This window comes from Terrabacter sp. NPDC000476, from assembly GCF_040300125.1.
GTDB lineage: Bacteria > Actinomycetota > Actinomycetes > Actinomycetales > Dermatophilaceae > Terrabacter.
On record NZ_JBEPDF010000001.1, the window covers coordinates 42159 to 58556 of the forward strand.

The following is a 16398-nucleotide window of genomic DNA, read 5'->3' on the forward strand; positions in this document are numbered from 1 at the left end:
TGTGAGGCGGGGAAGGAGGTCCGGCAGCCATGGCCTGCCCAGACCTGAGTGCATCTGCCCAGTCCTCGAGCGACCGCCCGAGCATCCCCGACGACGCGCGTGACGTCATGACCGCGGGGGACGTCTCCCGGGCCCTGCGGCGCATCGGTCACGAGATCCTCGAGCGGAACAAGGGGAGCGAGGGGCTCGTCCTGCTCGGCATCCCCTCCCGCGGCGTCCCGCTCGCGCGGCGCCTCGCCGCCGGCATCGAGGCCGTCGAGGGCACGCCGGTGCCCGTCGGCGAGCTCGACATCACGCTCCACCGCGACGACCTGCGCCGCAACCCGGTGCGCACGGCGCACCGCTCGCGCATCCCCGACGGCGGCATCGACGACAAGGTCGTCGTGCTCGTCGACGACGTGCTCTACTCCGGCCGCACCATCCGGGCCGCCCTCGACGCGCTCGCCGAGCTCGGCCGCCCGCGCGCCGTGCGCCTCGCGGTCCTCGTCGACCGCGGCCACCGCGAGCTGCCGATCCGGGCCGACCACGTCGGCAAGAACCTCCCGACGTCGCGCGACGAGCGCGTGCACGTGCGGGTCGCCGAGGTCGACGGACTCGACGTCGTGCGGATCAGCGGCGGGGAGACGCGATGACCAAGCACCTCATCTCCTCCGCCGACCTCACGCGCACCGAGGTCGAGGACATCCTCGAGACGGCCGCGTCGATGCACGACCTGCAGCGCCGCGAGGTCAAGAAGGTGCCCACCCTGCGGGGGCGCACCGTCATCAACTTCTTCTTCGAGGACTCGACGCGCACCCGCAGCTCCTTCGAGATCGCGGGCAAGTGGATGTCGGCCGACACGATCAACCTCTCGGCCAAGGGGTCGTCGACGAGCAAGGGCGAGAGCCTGCGCGACACGGCCATGACCGTCGACGCCATGGCCGTCGACGCGCTCGTCATCCGCCACAACGCCTCCGGCGCCTGCCACCAGGTGGCCCAGTGGGTGCGCTGCAGCGTCATCAACGCGGGGGACGGCACCCACGAGCACCCCACGCAGGCCCTGCTCGACGCCTACACCCTGCGCACGCGCCTCGGTGACCTCGACGGCAAGCACGTCGTCGTCGTCGGCGACCTGACCCACTCGCGGGTCTTCCGCAGCAACGTCATCACCCTCAAGACGCTCGGCGCACGGGTCACCGTCGTCGCTCCGCCCACCCTCATGCCGAGCGGGATCGCCGCGTGGAGCGCGGCCGACGGCTTCGCCACGAGCTGGCACCTCGACCCGGTGCTCGCCGGCGAGGGCGAGCACGGCCCCGTCGACGCGGTCATGATGCTCCGCGTCCAGCGCGAGCGGATGAGCGGTGGCTTCTTCCCGACGCCGCGGGAGTACACCGTGGGCTACGGGCTGACCCGCGACCGCCTCGAGACGCTCGTCGCCCGCAACCCCGAGGTGCTCGTGCTGCACCCCGGCCCGATGAACCGGGGCCTCGAGATCGCTCCCGAGGCCGCCGACTCGCCGCAGTCGGTCGTGCTCGACCAGGTCTCGGCCGGCGTGGCCGTGCGGATGGCCGTGCTCTACCACCTGCTCGCCGGCGAGGACTCGCCGGCGCCCACCGTCCCCGTCGCCGAAGGAGCCTCCCGATGACCCGCCTCGTGATCCGCGGCGCCCGCCTCCTCGGCGCCGCCGCGGCAGACCTGCTCGTCGAGGACGGCGTCATCACCGAGGTCGGCAGCATCGGCGCGCCGCGCGACGCCGAGGTGCTGGACGCCGACGGCCTCGTCGCCCTCCCCGGCCTCGTCGACCTGCACGTGCACCTGCGCGAGCCCGGCCGCGAGGACGCCGAGACGATCGCCACCGGCTCGGCCGCCGCCGCCGCCGGCGGCTTCACGGCCGTCTTCGCGATGGCCAACACGAGCCCGGTCACCGACACCGCGGAGGCGGCCGAGCGCATCCTCGACCTCGGTCGCGCCTGCGGCCTCACCGAGGTGGTGCCCGTCGGCGCCGTGACGAAGGGCCTCGAGGGCGCCGAGCTCGCCGAGCTCGGCCTGATGGCCCGCTCCCGGGCCCGGGTGCGGGTCTTCAGCGACGACGGCCACTGCGTGCACGACGCGCGGATCATGCGGCGGGCGCTGGAGTACGTCAAGCCGTTCGGCGGCGTCGTCAGCCAGCACGCCCAGGACCCGCGTCTCGCGGGCCGCGAGGCCTGCTGCCACGAGGGCGAGGTGTCGGGCCGGCTCGGCCTGCCCGGCTGGCCCGGCATCGCCGAGGAGTCGGTCGTCGCCCGCGACGTCATGCTGGCCCGCCACACCGGCTCGCGCGTGCACGTCGCGCACGTCTCCACGGCGGGCACCGTCGAGGTGATCCGCTGGGCCAAGGCGCAGGGCATCGACGTCACCGCCGAGGTCACCCCGCACCACCTCGCCCTGACGACCGACCTGCTCGTCGGCTACGACCCGGTGTTCAAGGTGAACCCGCCGCTGCGCCCGACGGAGGACGTCGAGGCGCTGCGGGCGGCGCTCGCCGACGGCACCATCGACGCCGTCGCCACCGACCACGCGCCGCACGCGCGGCACGACAAGGAGCACGCCTTCGTCGACGCAGCCTTCGGCATGCTCGGTCTCGAGACGGCCCTCTCGGTCGTCAGCGACGTCATGGTGCGACCGGGCCTGCTCGGCTGGGCCGACGTCGCTCGCGTCATGTCGAGCGCGCCGGCCCGCATCGGCGGACTCGCCCACCAGGGAAGGGATCTCGCCGTCGGCAGCCCGGCCCACATCACCCTCGTCGACCCCGACCGCGAGGTCACCGTCGACGCCGCCGCGAGCCTCAGCCGCTCGCGCAACAACCCGTGGCACGGGCGCACCCTCCGCGGCGCCGTCCAGGCGACGGTCCACGCGGGCCGCGTCACCCACGACGTCCGCAGCGCGGCGGACACCGGCACCACCCACCGAGAACTGACGAACGCGACCACGGGAGCAGACCTGTGACCACCCAGACACCGCTGACCGTCCCGAGCCGGGACGGCCGCCCCACCCGCGCGCGCGGCGCGGCCACCCTCGTCCTCGAGGACGGCCGAACCTTCCACGGCGCGTCCTACGGCGCCATCGGGCAGACGGTGGGGGAGGCGGTCTTCTCCACCGGCATGACCGGCTACCAGGAGACCCTCACCGACCCGAGCTACCACCGGCAGGTCATCGTCATGACCGCGCCCCACGTCGGCAACACCGGCGTCAACGCCGAGGACGACGAGAGCTCGCGCATCTGGGCGGCCGGCTACGTCGTGCGCGACCCCGCGATCCGCTCGTCGAGCTGGCGCGCCACGCGCGACCTCGAGGACGAGCTCGCCGACCAGGGCGTCGTCGGCATCTGCGACGTCGACACGCGCGCCCTGACCCGCCACCTGCGCGAGCGCGGCGCGATGCGCGTCGGCATCTTCAGCGGCGACGCGGCCGACCGTTCCGAGGCCGAGCTGCTCGACGCGGTGCGCACGAGCCCGCAGATGGCCGGCGCGGCCCTCGCGGCCGAGGTCACGACCGCCGAGCCGTATGCCGTCCGCGCCCTCGGCGAGAAGCGCTTCACGGTCGCCGCCGTCGACCTCGGCATCAAGGCGATGACGCCGGCGCTGCTGGCGCAGCGCGGCATCGAGGTGCACGTGCTGCCGGCGACCGCGACGATCGAGGACCTGCTCGCCGTGGGGGAGTCCGGACCGGACGGCGTCTTCTTCTCGAACGGTCCCGGCGACCCGGCGTCGGCCGAGCACGAGGTGGCCCTGCTCCGTGAGGTGCTCGACCGGAGGATCCCGTTCTTCGGCATCTGCTTCGGCAACCAGCTCCTCGGTCGCGCGCTCGGCTTCGGCACGTACAAGCTCAAGTACGGCCACCGCGGCATCAACCAGCCCGTCATGGACCGCACGACGGGCAAGGTCGAGGTGACGGCGCACAACCACGGCTTCGCGGTGGACGCCCCGCTCGACGAAGACAGCGACACGGCATACGGCCGGGTACGCGTCTCGCACGTGTGCCTCAACGACGACGTCGTCGAGGGGCTGGAGTGCCTCGACGTGCCCGCCTACTCCGTGCAGTACCACCCCGAGGCGGCGGCCGGCCCGCACGACGCCGCCTACCTCTTCGACCGCTTCGTGGAGCTCATGACCGACCGACAGACCGCACACCAGACCACGGAGGTCAGCGCCTGATGCCCAAGCGCGACGACATCAAGAGCGTCCTCGTCATCGGCTCCGGCCCGATCGTCATCGGCCAGGCCTGCGAGTTCGACTACTCCGGCACGCAGGCCTGCCGCGTGCTGCGCGAGGAGGGCATCCGCGTCATCCTCGTCAACAGCAACCCGGCGACGATCATGACCGACCCGGAGTTCGCCGACGCCACCTACGTCGAGCCGATCACCCCCGAGGTCGTCGAGGCGATCATCGCCAAGGAGCGCCCCGACGCCGTTCTCGCGACACTCGGTGGGCAGACCGCCCTCAACTGCGCGATCTCCTTGCACGACAACGGGGTCCTCGAGAAGTACGGCTGCCCCCTCATCGGCGCGAACGTCGACGCCATCCAGCTCGGCGAGGACCGCGAGAAGTTCAAGGGCGTCGTCGAGCGGTGCGGCGCGGAGTCGGCGAAGTCCGTCATCTGCCACTCCATGGACGAGCTGCTCGCCGCCGCCGACGAGCTCGGCTACCCCGTCGTCGTGCGCCCGTCGTTCACGATGGGCGGCCTCGGCTCCGGCTTCGCCTACGACGAGGCCGACCTGCGGCTCCTCGGCGGCGCCGGCCTGCAGTACTCCCCGACGACCGAGGTGCTCCTCGAGGAGTCGATCCTCGGCTGGAAGGAGTACGAGCTCGAGGTGATGCGCGACCACGCCGACAACGTCGTTGTCGTCTGCTCCATCGAGAACCTCGACCCGATGGGCGTGCACACCGGCGACTCGATCACCGTCGCGCCGGCCCTGACGCTCACCGACCGCGAGTACCAGCGGCTGCGCGACATCGGCATCGCCGTCATCCGCGAGGTCGGCGTCGAGACGGGTGGCTGCAACATCCAGTTCGCCGTCAACCCGGCCGACGGTCGCATCATCGTCATCGAGATGAACCCGCGCGTCTCGCGCTCGAGCGCCCTCGCCTCCAAGGCGACCGGCTTCCCGATCGCCAAGATCGCGGCGAAGATGGCCATCGGCTACACCCTCGACGAGGTGCCGAACGACATCACCCGCGAGACCCCCGCGAGCTTCGAGCCCACGCTCGACTACGTCGTCGTCAAGGTGCCCCGCTTCGCGTTCGAGAAGTTCCCCGCGGCCGACCCGACGCTGACCACGACGATGAAGTCGGTCGGCGAGGCCATGGCGATCGGCCGCAACTTCACCGAGGCGCTGCAGAAGGCGCTCCGCTCGCTCGAGAAGAAGGGGGCGACCTTCCACTGGGAGGGCGAGATCACCCGGGCCGCCGCCGAGCGCGCGCTCGAGGCCGCCCGCACGCCCACCGACGGTCGGATCGTGCTGGTGCAGCAGGCCCTCCGCGGCGGCTTCACGGTCGAGGAGGTGCACGACGCCACGGGCATCGACCCGTGGTTCCTCGACCAGATCGCGCTCGTCAACGACGTGGCGGCCATGCTCGCGGACGCGGACGAGGTGACGCCCGAGCTGCTGCGGCTCGTCAAGCGGCACGGCTTCAGCGACGCCCAGGTGGCCACCCTGCGCCGGATGCCGGAGGCGGTCGTCCGCGGCGTGCGGCACGCGCTGGGCGTACGCCCGGTCTACAAGACCGTCGACACGTGCGCGGCCGAGTTCGCGGCCGCGACGCCCTACCACTACAGCTCGTACGACGAGGAGACCGAGGTCGCGCCGCGCGAGCGCCCGGCCGTCATCATCCTCGGCTCCGGGCCGAACCGCATCGGTCAGGGCGTCGAGTTCGACTACTCCTGCGTGCACGCGTCGTTCGCCCTGCGCGACAAGGGTTTCGACACCGTCATGGTGAACTGCAACCCCGAGACGGTCTCGACCGACTACGACACGAGCAGCCGGCTCTACTTCGAGCCGCTGACCCTCGAGGACGTGCTCGAGGTCATCCACGCCGAGAGCCAGGCGGGCCCCATCGCCGGCGTCATCGTGCAGCTCGGTGGCCAGACGCCGCTCGGGCTCGCCCAGGCCCTCGAGGACGAGGGCGTGCCGATCGTCGGCACCTCGCCGAGCGCCATCCACCTCGCCGAGGACCGCGGCGCCTTCGGCCAGGTGCTCGCCCGAGCGGGACTCGTCGCGCCGAAGCACGGCACGGCCTACAGCGCCGACGAGGCGCTCGTCATCGCCCGCGAGATCGGCTACCCGGTGCTCGTCCGCCCGTCCTACGTGCTCGGCGGGCGGGGCATGGTCATCGTCTACGACGACGACTCCCTCGTCACCTACGTCGAGAAGGCCACGGAGGCCTCTCCCGACCACCCGATCCTCGTCGACCGCTTCCTCGACGACGCCATCGAGATCGACGTCGACGCCCTCTTCGACGGCGAGGACATGTACCTCGGCGGCATCATGGAGCACGTCGAGGAGGCCGGCATCCACTCGGGCGACAGCTCGTGCACGCTGCCGCCCGCGACGCTGGGCGACGGCGAGCTCGAGCGCGTGCGGGTGGCCACCCGGAAGCTCGCCGAGGGCATCGGCGTACGCGGCCTCATGAACGTGCAGTTCGCCCTCGCGCAGGACATCCTCTACGTCATCGAGGCCAACCCGCGGGCCTCGCGCACCGTCCCGTTCGTGGCCAAGGCCACCGGCGTGCCGATCGCGACGGCCGCCGCCCGCGTCATGCTCGGCGCGACGATCGCGGAGCTGCGCGAGGAGGGCGTGCTGCCCCCGACCGGTGACGGCGGCTCGCTGCCCGACCACGCGCCGGTCTCGTGCAAGGAGGCCGTGCTGCCGTTCAAGCGCTTCCGCACCAAGGAGGGCGTCGCCGTCGACTCGCTCCTCGGGCCCGAGATGCGCTCGACCGGGGAGGTCATGGGCATCGACCGCGACTTCGGTTCCGCGTTCTCCAAGGCGCAGCAGGGCAGCGGCTCCGGCCTGCCCCGGTCCGGCGCGATCTTCGTGTCGGTGGCCAACCGCGACAAGCGCGCCATGCTCTTCCCGGTCAAGCGCCTCGTCGACCTCGGCTTCACGATCCTCGCGACGAAGGGCACGGCCGCGGTGCTCAAGCGCAACGGCATCCCGGCGACGGTCGTCCGCAAGATCACCGAGCGGTCCGGCGAGGGCGACCCGAGCGAGCGCTCGATCGTCGACCTCATCACCGACGGAACCGTGCAGATGGTCGTCAACACGCCCTCGGGCCAGGACGCCCGCGCCGACGGCTACGCCATCCGCGCGGCGACGACGAGCGCCGACAAGCCGATCATCACCACGATCGCGACGCTCGCGGCCGCCGTGCTCGGCATCGAGTCGCACATGACCGAGGAGATCCGCGTCACCTCGCTGCAGGACCACGCCCGCGACCTCGACCTCTACGGTCGGCGCCCGGCGCTCGCCGGTGCGGAGGTGCAGGCATGAGCCCCGCCCCGCTGCGCGCCCGCGTCACGCAGGAGGTCGCCGAGGTCATCGCCACGAAGCGGGTGGGCGCGTACCAGCACCTGACGCTGGTCGCGCCCGGGGTGGCGGAGCTCGCCCGCCCGGGCCAGTTCGTCGCCCTCGCGGTGGGCGGGGAGACGTCGGGCACGCTGCTGCGCCGCTCGTTCTCGATCCACAAGGTGAGCCCCAGCGGCACCTACGGCGGCACCGTCGAGATCGTCGTCTCCGCGGTCGGCGCCGGCACGCGCTGGATCGTCGACCGCGTGCCGCACGACACCGTCGACGTCGTCGGGCCGCTCGGCAAGGCGTTCCCGCTGCCCACCGAGCCGGTGCCGTGCGTGCTCGTCGGCGGCGGCTACGGCAGCGCCCCGCTCTTCTGGCTCGCGAGCGAGCTGCGCGAGCGGGGCTGCCACGTCGAGATGGTGCTAGGCGCGGCGAGCGAGGACCGCCTCTTCGGCGTCGTCGAGGCCCGGAGGAGCTGCGACGGGGTGACGGTGACGACCGACGACGGCTCCGCCGGCCAGCAGGGGTGGGTCAGCGACGTGCTGCCCGGCATCCTCGGCCGCACCGGGGCCGGGGTGGTCTACGGCTGCGGACCGATGGGGATGCTCGGCTCGATCACCCGCATCGCCGAGGCCCACGGCGCGGTGGCGCAGGTCGCCGTCGAGGAGGCCATGGCCTGCGGCGTCGGCGTCTGCATGACGTGCGTCATGCCGGTGGTCGGCGGCGACGGGCGCACGCGGATGGTCCGCTCCTGCGTCGAGGGCCCCGTCTTCCGGGGCGACCGCGTGCGCTGGGACGCCTTCGACGGCGGGCGGGCCAGGGTGCCCGACGACGCGGTCGGGGCGCCGAAGGTGGGAGGTCACTGATGACGACGACGCACGACACGACGACGCCGGGCGGCGCAGGGCACCCGGCGGCCCCGACGGCGAGCGTCGACATGGCCGTCGACCTCGGCGGCGGTCACCGCCTGCCCAACCCGCTCATGACCGCGTCGGGCTGCGCGGCCAACGGCCGCGAGCTGCACCGCTTCTTCGACGTCGCCGACCTCGGCGCGTTCGTCACCAAGTCGGTCATGGCCGACCCGCGCTCGGGCCGGGGCACGCCCCGCATGGCCGAGACGCCCTCGGGCATGCTCAACTCGATCGGCCTGCAGGGGCCGGGCATCGCCGCGTTCGTCGACGACGACCTGCCGTGGCTGCACTCGGTCGGGGCGCGCGTGCTGCCCTCCATCGCCGGCGGCTCGAGCACGGAGTACGCGCACGTGGCGGCGACGCTGCGCGCGAGCCGCGCCTTCGACGCGGTCATCGGCGTCGAGGTGAACATCTCGTGCCCCAACGTCGCCAACCGCGGCCTCGTCTTCGCCTGCGACCCGATGGCGTCGGCCAAGGTCGTCGCCCTCGTGCGCGAGCAGCTGCCCCGCAACATCCCCGTCTTCGCCAAGCTGAGCCCCGACGTCACCGACATCACCGCGATCGCCGCGGCCTGCGTCAAGGCCGGGGCCGACGGCCTCACGATGATCAACACCCTGCTCGGCATGTCGATCGACACCGACCGGATGCAGCCGCACCTCGGCGGCGTCACCGGCGGCCTCTCCGGCCCCGGCATCCGCCCCGTGGCGGTGCGCGCCGTCTGGCAGGTGCGCCAGGCGATGTTCGAGGGGCGCATCCCCACGGTGCCGATCATCGGCGTCGGCGGCGTGCGCACCGGGCGCGACGCCCTCGAGCTCGTCGCGGCCGGTGCGAGCGCGATCCAGGTCGGCACGGCGGTGTTCAACGACCCGTCGGCACCCGTGCGGGTGCTCGCCGAGCTGACCGAGCTGCTCGGTGAGCGGGGCTACACCCGCTTCACCGACGCCGTCGGGGCGGCCCACGGACGGGGGCGCCGGTGAACGCCCCGACGAGCGACCCGACGAGCAACCCGACGGGCAACCCGTTTGGCGCCCCGGCTGCCGCGCCGTTCGGGGCGCGCCTGCACGCGGCCATGCGCGAGCGCGGGGCCCTCTGCGCCGGCATCGACCCGCACCGCGCGCTCGTCGAGTCGTGGGGTCTGACCTACGACGTCGCGGGTCTCGAGCGTTTCGCCCTGACCTGCGTCGAGGCGTTCGCCGGCCGGGTGGCCGCCGTCAAGCCGCAGTCGGCCTTCTTCGAGGTCTTCGGCAGCCGCGGCATCGCCGTCCTCGAGCGCGTGCTCACCGAGCTGCGCGAGGCGGGCACGCTGACGATCCTCGACGCGAAGCGCGGCGACATCGGCTCGACGATGACGGCATACGCCCACGCGTACCTCGCCGACGACGCCGTGGCACCGCCCGACGCGCTGACGGTGAGTCCCTACCTCGGCTACGAGTCGCTGCGACCCGCCGTCGACCTCGCCACGCGCACGGGCCGGGGGCTCTTCGTGCTCGCGCTCACCTCGAACCCCGAGGGGGCGCAGGTGCAGCACGCGCGCCGTGACGGGGAGTCCGTCGCGGCCTCGATCGTGCGCGGCGCGGCGAGCGACAACGCCCCGGCCCGCGCGCGGGGCGAGCTCGGCAGCATCGGCCTCGTCGTCGGCGCCACCGTCGGCACCGCCGTGGCCGACCTCGGGCTCGACCTCGTGTCGGCCGCCACACCCGTGCTCGCCCCCGGCTTCGGGGCGCAGGGCGGCACCGTCGCCTCGCTCGGGGCCACCTTCGGCGCAGCTCGGGGCCAGGTGCTCGCGGCCTCGAGCCGTGAGGTGCTCTCGGCCGGCCCGGAGCCGAGCCGGCTCGCCGCGCAGGCGCTGCGCATCGCCGAGTCGCTGCCCGTCTGAGCACCGACGGGGGGCCCGCGTTGCGGCGCGGACGCGCGGCTCGCTAGGTTCGGCGGATACACATGACCGAACAGGACGGGGGGCGCGCGGCGCTCCCGCAGGCATCGAGGAGACCGACCACCGTGGCGCTTCCACCGCTCACCCCCGAGCAACGGGCCGCAGCCCTCGAGAAGGCCGCGGCCGCTCGACGGGAGCGGGCAGCGGTCAAGAACCGCCTCAAGTACTCGAGCGGCTCGCTCGCCGAGGTGCTCGAGGACGGCAAGGCCGACCCGGTCATCGGCAAGATGAAGGTGACCGAGCTGCTCGAGTCGATGCCCGGCGTCGGGCGCGTGCGGGCCCGCGCGATCATGGACGAGGTCGGCATCGCCGAGTCCCGGCGGGTGCGCGGCCTCGGCGCCAACCAGGTCGCCGCCCTGCTGCGCCGCTTCGAGAAGCCGTGATGGCGGCTGCGACCACCCCGAGCGACCCGACCGGCCCCGACGCGCAGGAGCGCCCGCGCGGACGCCTCACGGTGCTGGCCGGGCCCACCGCGGTCGGCAAGGGCACCATCGCCGCCTACGTGCGCACGCACTTCCCCGGTGTGTGGTTCTCGGTGTCGATGACGACGCGTCGTCCCCGCCCGGGCGAGGTCGACGGTGTGCACTACCACTTCGTCGACGACGCCGAGTTCGACCGGCTCGTCGCGGCGGGGGAGTTCCTCGAGTACGCCGTCGTGCACGGCGCCGCCAAGTACGGCACCCCGCGCGGCCCGGTGGAGCGGGTCATCCGCGAGGGCCGCGACGCCCTCCTCGAGATCGACCTGCAGGGCGCGCGCCAGGTGCGCGAGACGTGGCCCGAGGCGCTCTTCGTCTTCCTCGCGCCGCCGAGCTGGGACGAGCTGGTGCGTCGGCTCGTCGGCCGCGGCACCGAGGACGAGGCCGAGCGGGAGCGTCGCCTCTCGACTGCGCGCGCCGAGCTGGCCGCCCAGAGCGAGTTCGACGAGGTCGTCGTCAACGACGATGTTCGGCGGGCCAGCGAAGAACTCGTATCATTGATGAGATCGGGACGCGCCGGACGGTGAGTCCCGATCCCGTTCGCGTGCTCGCACGCGAGCGTGACCCTGCTGAAACCAACGAAACGAGATCACTGTGTCCGGTACCCAGGCTGCTCCCATCGGCATCACCAACCCGCCGATCGACGACCTCCTGACCGCCGCCGACTCGAAGTACGCGCTCGTCATCTACTCCGCCAAGCGCGCGCGCCAGATCAACGCCTACTACTCCCAGCTGCAGGAGGGCCTGCTCGACTACGTCGGACCGCTCGTCGAGACCGAGGTCCACGAGAAGCCGCTGTCGATCGCCCTGCGCGAGATCAACGAGGGCCTGCTCACCTCGACGCCCACCGAGGCCTGAGCGACGCGATGCGGGTCGTCCTCGGTGTCGGTGGGGGCATCGCCGCCTACAAGGCCGCGTCGCTCCTGCGCCTCTTCACCGAGGGCGGGCACGAGGTCCGCGTCGTGCCCACGGCGGCCGCCCTGCAGTTCGTCGGGGCGCCGACGTGGTCGGCGCTCTCCGGCCGGCCTGTCAGCACCGACGTCTGGACGTCGGTGCACGAGGTGCCGCACGTGCGCATCGGCCAGGCGGCCGACCTCGTCGTCGTCGCCCCGGCCACGGCCGACCTGCTGGCCAAGGCCGCGGCCGGCCTCGCCGACGACCTGCTGACCACGACCCTGCTCACCGCCCGGTGCCCGGTCGTCTTCGCGCCCGCCATGCACACCGAGATGTGGGAGCACGCGGCCACCCGCGCCAACGTCGCGACGCTGCGCTCGCGCGGCGCCCACGTCGTCGAGCCTGCCGTCGGTCGCCTCACCGGCAAGGACACCGGCGCCGGCCGCCTCCCCGAGCCCGAGCAGCTGTATGCCGCGTGCCTCGAGGTGCTTGCCGCCGACGTCCCGCAGGGCGAGGACCCCAGCGGGGGCCCCGGCTCCGGCGGGCACGGCGGTCCCGCGCGGCGCGACCTCGAGGGGCGCCGCGTCGTCGTCTCCGCCGGTGGCACGCGCGAGCCGCTCGACCCGGTGCGCTACCTCGGCAACCGGTCGTCGGGCAAGCAGGGCGTGGCGATCGCCAGGGCGGCCGCCGCGCGCGGCGCACGTGTGACCCTCGTCGCGGCGAACGTCTCCGTGCCGCTGCCCGACGGCGTCGACGTCGTGCCGGTCGGCACGACCCTCGAGCTGCAGCGGGCCGTCGAGGAGGCCGCCGAGGGGGCCGACGTCGTCGTCATGGCCGCCGCACCCGCGGACTTCCGGCCCGCCGCCGTGAGCGACAGCAAGATCAAGAAGTCCGCCGACCCCGGCGCCGGCCTGCGGGTCGAGCTCGTCGAGAACCCCGACATCGTGCGCGGCCTCGTGGCCGCCCGTGCGGCGCGCGGGTCGAGCAGCCCCTACATCGTCAGCTTCGCCGCCGAGACGGGCGACGCCGACGGCTCGGTGATGGACCACGCCCGGGCCAAGTTCGCCCGCAAGGGCAGCGACCTGCAGGTCGTCAACGAGGTCGGCACCGACCTCACCTTCGGCAAGGACGACACGACGGTGCACCTGCTGCGCCGTGGCACCGACGAGGTCACCTCCGTGGGCCCGACGTCGAAGGACGCCGTCGCCGACGTGCTCTGGGACACCCTCTCGCCCCTGCTGGGCTGAGCACTAGACTCGCGCAGCGACGTGACCCGCCGCCCGCACCATCCACCGGCGCCCGGCCACCGAACCACACCCAGCCACCACGCACCCACCCCGCACCGAAGCTAGGGAGAGCACGTGTCCGCACGCCTGTTCACGTCCGAGTCCGTCACCGAGGGACACCCGGACAAGATCTGCGACCAGATCAGCGACTCGATCCTCGACGCCCTCCTCGCGGAGGACCCGCAGGCCCGCGTCGCCGTCGAGACGATGGTCACGACCGGTCTCGTGCACGTCGCGGGCGAGGTGTCGACGACGGCATACGTGGAGATCCCGCGGATCGTGCGCGAGACGATCCTCGAGGTCGGCTACGACGGCTCCCAGAAGGGCTTCGACGGGCGCACCTGCGGCGTCTCGATCTCGATCGGCGCCCAGTCGCCCGACATCGCCCAGGGCGTCGACACGGCCCACGAGCACCGCTCAGGCGACGTCGACGACCTGCTCGACAAGCAGGGCGCCGGCGACCAGGGCCTGATGTTCGGCTACGCCTGCGACGACACGGCCGAGCTCATGCCGCTGCCGATCCACCTCGCGCACCGCCTCTCCGAGCGCCTGACGCAGGTGCGCAAGAACGAGCAGCTGGCCTACCTGCGCCCCGACGGCAAGACGCAGGTGACGATCGCCTACGAGGGGGACCGCGCCGTCGCGCTCGACACCGTGGTGCTCTCGACCCAGCACGCGCCCGACGTCTCGCTCGAGGGCATGCTCGAGCCCGACATCCGCCAGCACGTCATCGACCCCGTGCTCGCCGAGCTGCGCGAGAGCGGCACCGACCTCGACATCAGCGGCTACCGCGCGCTCATCAACCCCACCGGTCGCTTCGAGATCGGCGGCCCGATGGGCGACGCCGGCCTCACCGGCCGCAAGATCATCGTCGACACCTACGGCGGCATGGCCCGCCACGGCGGTGGCGCCTTCTCGGGCAAGGACCCGAGCAAGGTCGACCGCTCCGGCGCCTACGCCATGCGCTGGGTGGCCAAGAACGTCGTGGCGGCCGGCCTCGCCCGCCGCTGCGAGGTCCAGATCGCCTACGCCATCGGCAAGGCGCAGCCCGTCGGCCTCTACGTCGAGACCTTCGGCACCGAGACCGTGCCCGTCGACAGGATCCAGCAGGCCATCGGCGACGTCTTCGACCTGCGCCCGGCCGCGATCGTCGACGCCCTCGACCTGCTCCGCCCGATCTACCGCCCGACGGCCGCCTACGGCCACTTCGGCCGCACGAGCGCCGAGGGCGTCGAGCACCCGTTCACGTGGGAGCGCACCGACCGCGTGGAGGCCCTGCGCTCGGCCGTCTCCGGCTGAGGCTAGATTCGCCCCCGTGGGCGAGCAGAGCACGACGACGACGCAGCGACCGGCCGGGCGGCCGGTCGCTGCCGTCGTCGTGGAGACCCCGCTCGCGCACCTCGACCGCGTCTTCGAGTACGCGGTGCCCGACGAGCTGGCCGACGACGCCGTGCCGGGGGCCCGGGTGCGCGTGCGCTTCTCCGGTCGCGAGCTCGACGGCTTCGTCGTCGAGCGGCGCGAGGCGCCCGAGCACGACGGGCGCCTGACCCCGCTGCGCCGCGTGGTCAGTCCCGAGCCGGTGCTGACCCCCGAGGTGCTCGCCCTCTGCCGTGCCGTCGCCGACCGGTATGCCGGCACGCTGAGCGACGTGCTGCGCCTCGCCGTGCCGAAGCGCCACGCGACGGCCGAGCGCAACCTCGCCGTCGAGCCCCCGCCCCGCGAGGAGGTCGCGGCGCCCGACCCCGGGCCCTGGACGGCCTACCCGGCCGGGCCGGCGTGGCTGCGCCGCGTCACGGCCGGCGAGGGCCCGGCGGCCGCGTGGGGGGCGCTGCCGGGGCGCGCGCCCGACGCCGACTGGCCCCAGGCGCTCGCCGTCGCCGTCGCCACCGCGCAGGCCGCGGGGCGCGGGGCGCTCGTCGTCGTGCCCGACCACCGCGACGTCGACCGCCTCGACGCCGCCCTGACCGGCCTGCTCGGCAAGGGGCGGCACGTGCGGCTCACGGCCGACCAGGGCCCCCAGGCGCGCTACACCGCGTGGCTCAAGGTGCTGCGCGGCCACGTCGACGTCGTCATCGGCACCCGCGCGGCCGCCTTCGCCCCGGTGCGCGACCTCGGGCTCGTCGCGTGGTGGGACGACGGCGACGACCTGCTCGCCGAGCCGCGGGCCCCGTACCACCACGTCGGCGTCGTGCTCGGCCTGCGCGCGGAGGCGACCGGCGCGGCGTTGCTCGCCGGCGGCTTCGGCCGCAGCCTGCGCGTGCAGGTCGGCGTCGAGTCCGGCGCCCTCGTGCCCGTCGAGGCCGACGCGTCGACCCTGCGCGCGGCGGCGCCCCGGGTCACCATCGCGGGCGAGGGCGTCGACGAGGAGCGCGACGGGCCGGCCGCCCGGGCGCACCTGCCCTCCCGCGCCTGGCGCGTGGCCAAGGACGCCCTCGTCGACGGCCCGGTGCTCGTCCAGGTGCCCCGGCGCGGCTACCTCCCGTCGCTCAGCTGCGCCGAGTGCCGCACCCCGGTCCGGTGCACGCGCTGCCAGGGACCGGTCGCGCTCGGCGCGTCCGGCGCGGCCCCGACGTGCCGATGGTGCGGTCTCGCCCTGCCGGCCCACGGCTTCGAGTGCGGCCACTGCGGGTCGCGCCGGCTCCGGTCGTCGATCACCGGGGCGCGCCGCACGGCCGAGGAGATCGGCCGCGCCCTGCCCGGCGTGCCGGTGCACACCTCGGGGTCGGGGGAGGTGCTCGCCACGGTGGGCCGTGAGCCGGCCCTCGTCATCGCGACGCCGGGCGCCGAGCCGGTGGCGGAGGGCGGCTACACGGGCGTGCTGCTCCTCGACGCCTGGGCCAGCCTCGACCTGCCGGTGCTCGACGCGCCGATCGAGGCGCTGCGCCGGTGGATGTCGGCGGCTGCCCTCGCCCGCCAGGGTCGGGCCGTCGTGCTGTGCGGCGCGCCCGAGGCGGTCGCCCTGCCGGCCGTCGAGGCGCTCGTGCGGTGGGACCCCGCCTGGCTCGCGGAGCGCGAGCTGCTCGAGCGTCGCGAGCTCGGCCTGCCACCCGCGGTCCGGGTCGCCCAGCTGACCGGGGGCCGGCGCGCGCTCGAGGAGGCGCTCGGGCAGGCCGACCTGCCCGCCCACGCCCAGGTGCTCGGTCCGGTGCCGCTCTCGCAGCTCGGCGCTCCTGTGCGTCGCGGTGGCCAGCCCGACCCGGACGGTGAGCGCGCGCCGGCCGACCACCACGTGCTCGTCCGCGTGCCGCCCGAGGGCACCCTCGAGCTGACGCGGGCGCTCATCGCGCTCAAGGCGTTCCGGTCGGCGCGCAAGGAGGCCGCCGTCGTCGCGGTCCGCGTCGACCCGCTCGACACCTTCTGAGGCCGGGCC

General features: G+C 73.9%; 14 protein-coding genes. All 14 read left to right on the forward strand.

What is annotated here, in order from left to right:
- The first annotated feature begins 29 nt into the window (after nucleotides 1-29).
- The 14 genes from pyrR to ABT295_RS00260 all read left to right on the forward strand — a co-directional run bounded on the left by pyrR (nucleotide 30) and on the right by ABT295_RS00260 (nucleotide 16389).
- Nucleotides 30-632, forward strand: coding sequence for a bifunctional pyr operon transcriptional regulator/uracil phosphoribosyltransferase PyrR (pyrR, locus tag ABT295_RS00195; RefSeq protein WP_352392422.1), 603 nt, complete (start codon nucleotides 30-32; stop codon nucleotides 630-632).
- Nucleotides 629-1624 carry an aspartate carbamoyltransferase catalytic subunit gene (locus tag ABT295_RS00200; protein ID WP_352392423.1) on the forward strand — a complete coding sequence of 332 codons (996 nt, stop codon included), beginning with the start codon at nucleotides 629-631 and terminating at the stop codon, nucleotides 1622-1624. The genes pyrR and ABT295_RS00200 overlap by 4 nt, the downstream gene beginning before the upstream one ends.
- A complete protein-coding gene (locus tag ABT295_RS00205; protein WP_352392424.1) occupies nucleotides 1621-2964 on the forward strand; it encodes a dihydroorotase in 1344 nt (447 codons plus the stop codon). Before ABT295_RS00200 ends, ABT295_RS00205 begins: the two co-directional genes overlap by 4 nt.
- The gene (carA, locus tag ABT295_RS00210; protein ID WP_502991055.1) at nucleotides 2961-4172 is read left to right on the forward strand and encodes a glutamine-hydrolyzing carbamoyl-phosphate synthase small subunit; all 1212 of its coding nucleotides are present in this window, start codon (nucleotides 2961-2963) and stop codon (nucleotides 4170-4172) included. Before ABT295_RS00205 ends, carA begins: the two co-directional genes overlap by 4 nt.
- Nucleotides 4172-7507, forward strand: coding sequence for a carbamoyl-phosphate synthase large subunit (gene carB, locus ABT295_RS00215; protein WP_352392425.1), 3336 nt, complete (start codon nucleotides 4172-4174; stop codon nucleotides 7505-7507). Before carA ends, carB begins: the two co-directional genes overlap by 1 nt.
- Nucleotides 7504-8394, forward strand: coding sequence for a dihydroorotate dehydrogenase electron transfer subunit (locus ABT295_RS00220; RefSeq protein ID WP_352392426.1), 891 nt, complete (start codon nucleotides 7504-7506; stop codon nucleotides 8392-8394). The genes carB and ABT295_RS00220 overlap by 4 nt, the downstream gene beginning before the upstream one ends.
- Nucleotides 8394-9416, forward strand: coding sequence for a dihydroorotate dehydrogenase (locus tag ABT295_RS00225; RefSeq protein ID WP_502991056.1), 1023 nt, complete (start codon nucleotides 8394-8396; stop codon nucleotides 9414-9416). Before ABT295_RS00220 ends, ABT295_RS00225 begins: the two co-directional genes overlap by 1 nt.
- 92 nt (nucleotides 9417-9508) lie before the next feature.
- Nucleotides 9509-10315: an orotidine-5'-phosphate decarboxylase gene (gene pyrF / locus ABT295_RS00230; RefSeq protein ID WP_502991114.1), complete on the forward strand. Its 807-nt coding sequence runs from the start codon at nucleotides 9509-9511 to the stop codon at nucleotides 10313-10315.
- A gap of 122 nt (nucleotides 10316-10437) precedes the next feature.
- Entirely contained in the window at nucleotides 10438-10755 is a 318-nt protein-coding gene (mihF, locus tag ABT295_RS00235; RefSeq protein WP_345505415.1) for an integration host factor, actinobacterial type, read from the forward strand.
- Entirely contained in the window at nucleotides 10755-11375 is a 621-nt protein-coding gene (gene gmk / locus ABT295_RS00240; protein ID WP_352392427.1) for a guanylate kinase, read from the forward strand. The genes mihF and gmk overlap by 1 nt, the downstream gene beginning before the upstream one ends.
- Nucleotides 11376-11442: 67 nt before the next feature.
- Complete coding sequence (rpoZ, locus tag ABT295_RS00245; RefSeq protein WP_020143994.1) at nucleotides 11443-11706, forward strand: DNA-directed RNA polymerase subunit omega; 264 nt, start codon at nucleotides 11443-11445, stop codon at nucleotides 11704-11706.
- A gap of 8 nt (nucleotides 11707-11714) precedes the next feature.
- Entirely contained in the window at nucleotides 11715-12989 is a 1275-nt protein-coding gene (locus ABT295_RS00250) for a bifunctional phosphopantothenoylcysteine decarboxylase/phosphopantothenate synthase (protein ID WP_352392428.1), read from the forward strand.
- A 114-nt stretch (nucleotides 12990-13103) separates the two neighbouring features.
- Nucleotides 13104-14327: a methionine adenosyltransferase gene (gene metK / locus ABT295_RS00255; RefSeq protein ID WP_352392429.1), complete on the forward strand. Its 1224-nt coding sequence runs from the start codon at nucleotides 13104-13106 to the stop codon at nucleotides 14325-14327.
- A gap of 16 nt (nucleotides 14328-14343) precedes the next feature.
- On the forward strand, nucleotides 14344-16389 hold the full coding sequence (locus tag ABT295_RS00260) for a primosomal protein N' (RefSeq protein ID WP_352392430.1): 2046 nt from the start codon (nucleotides 14344-14346) through the stop codon (nucleotides 16387-16389).
- The last annotated feature ends 9 nt before the right edge of the window (nucleotides 16390-16398 follow it).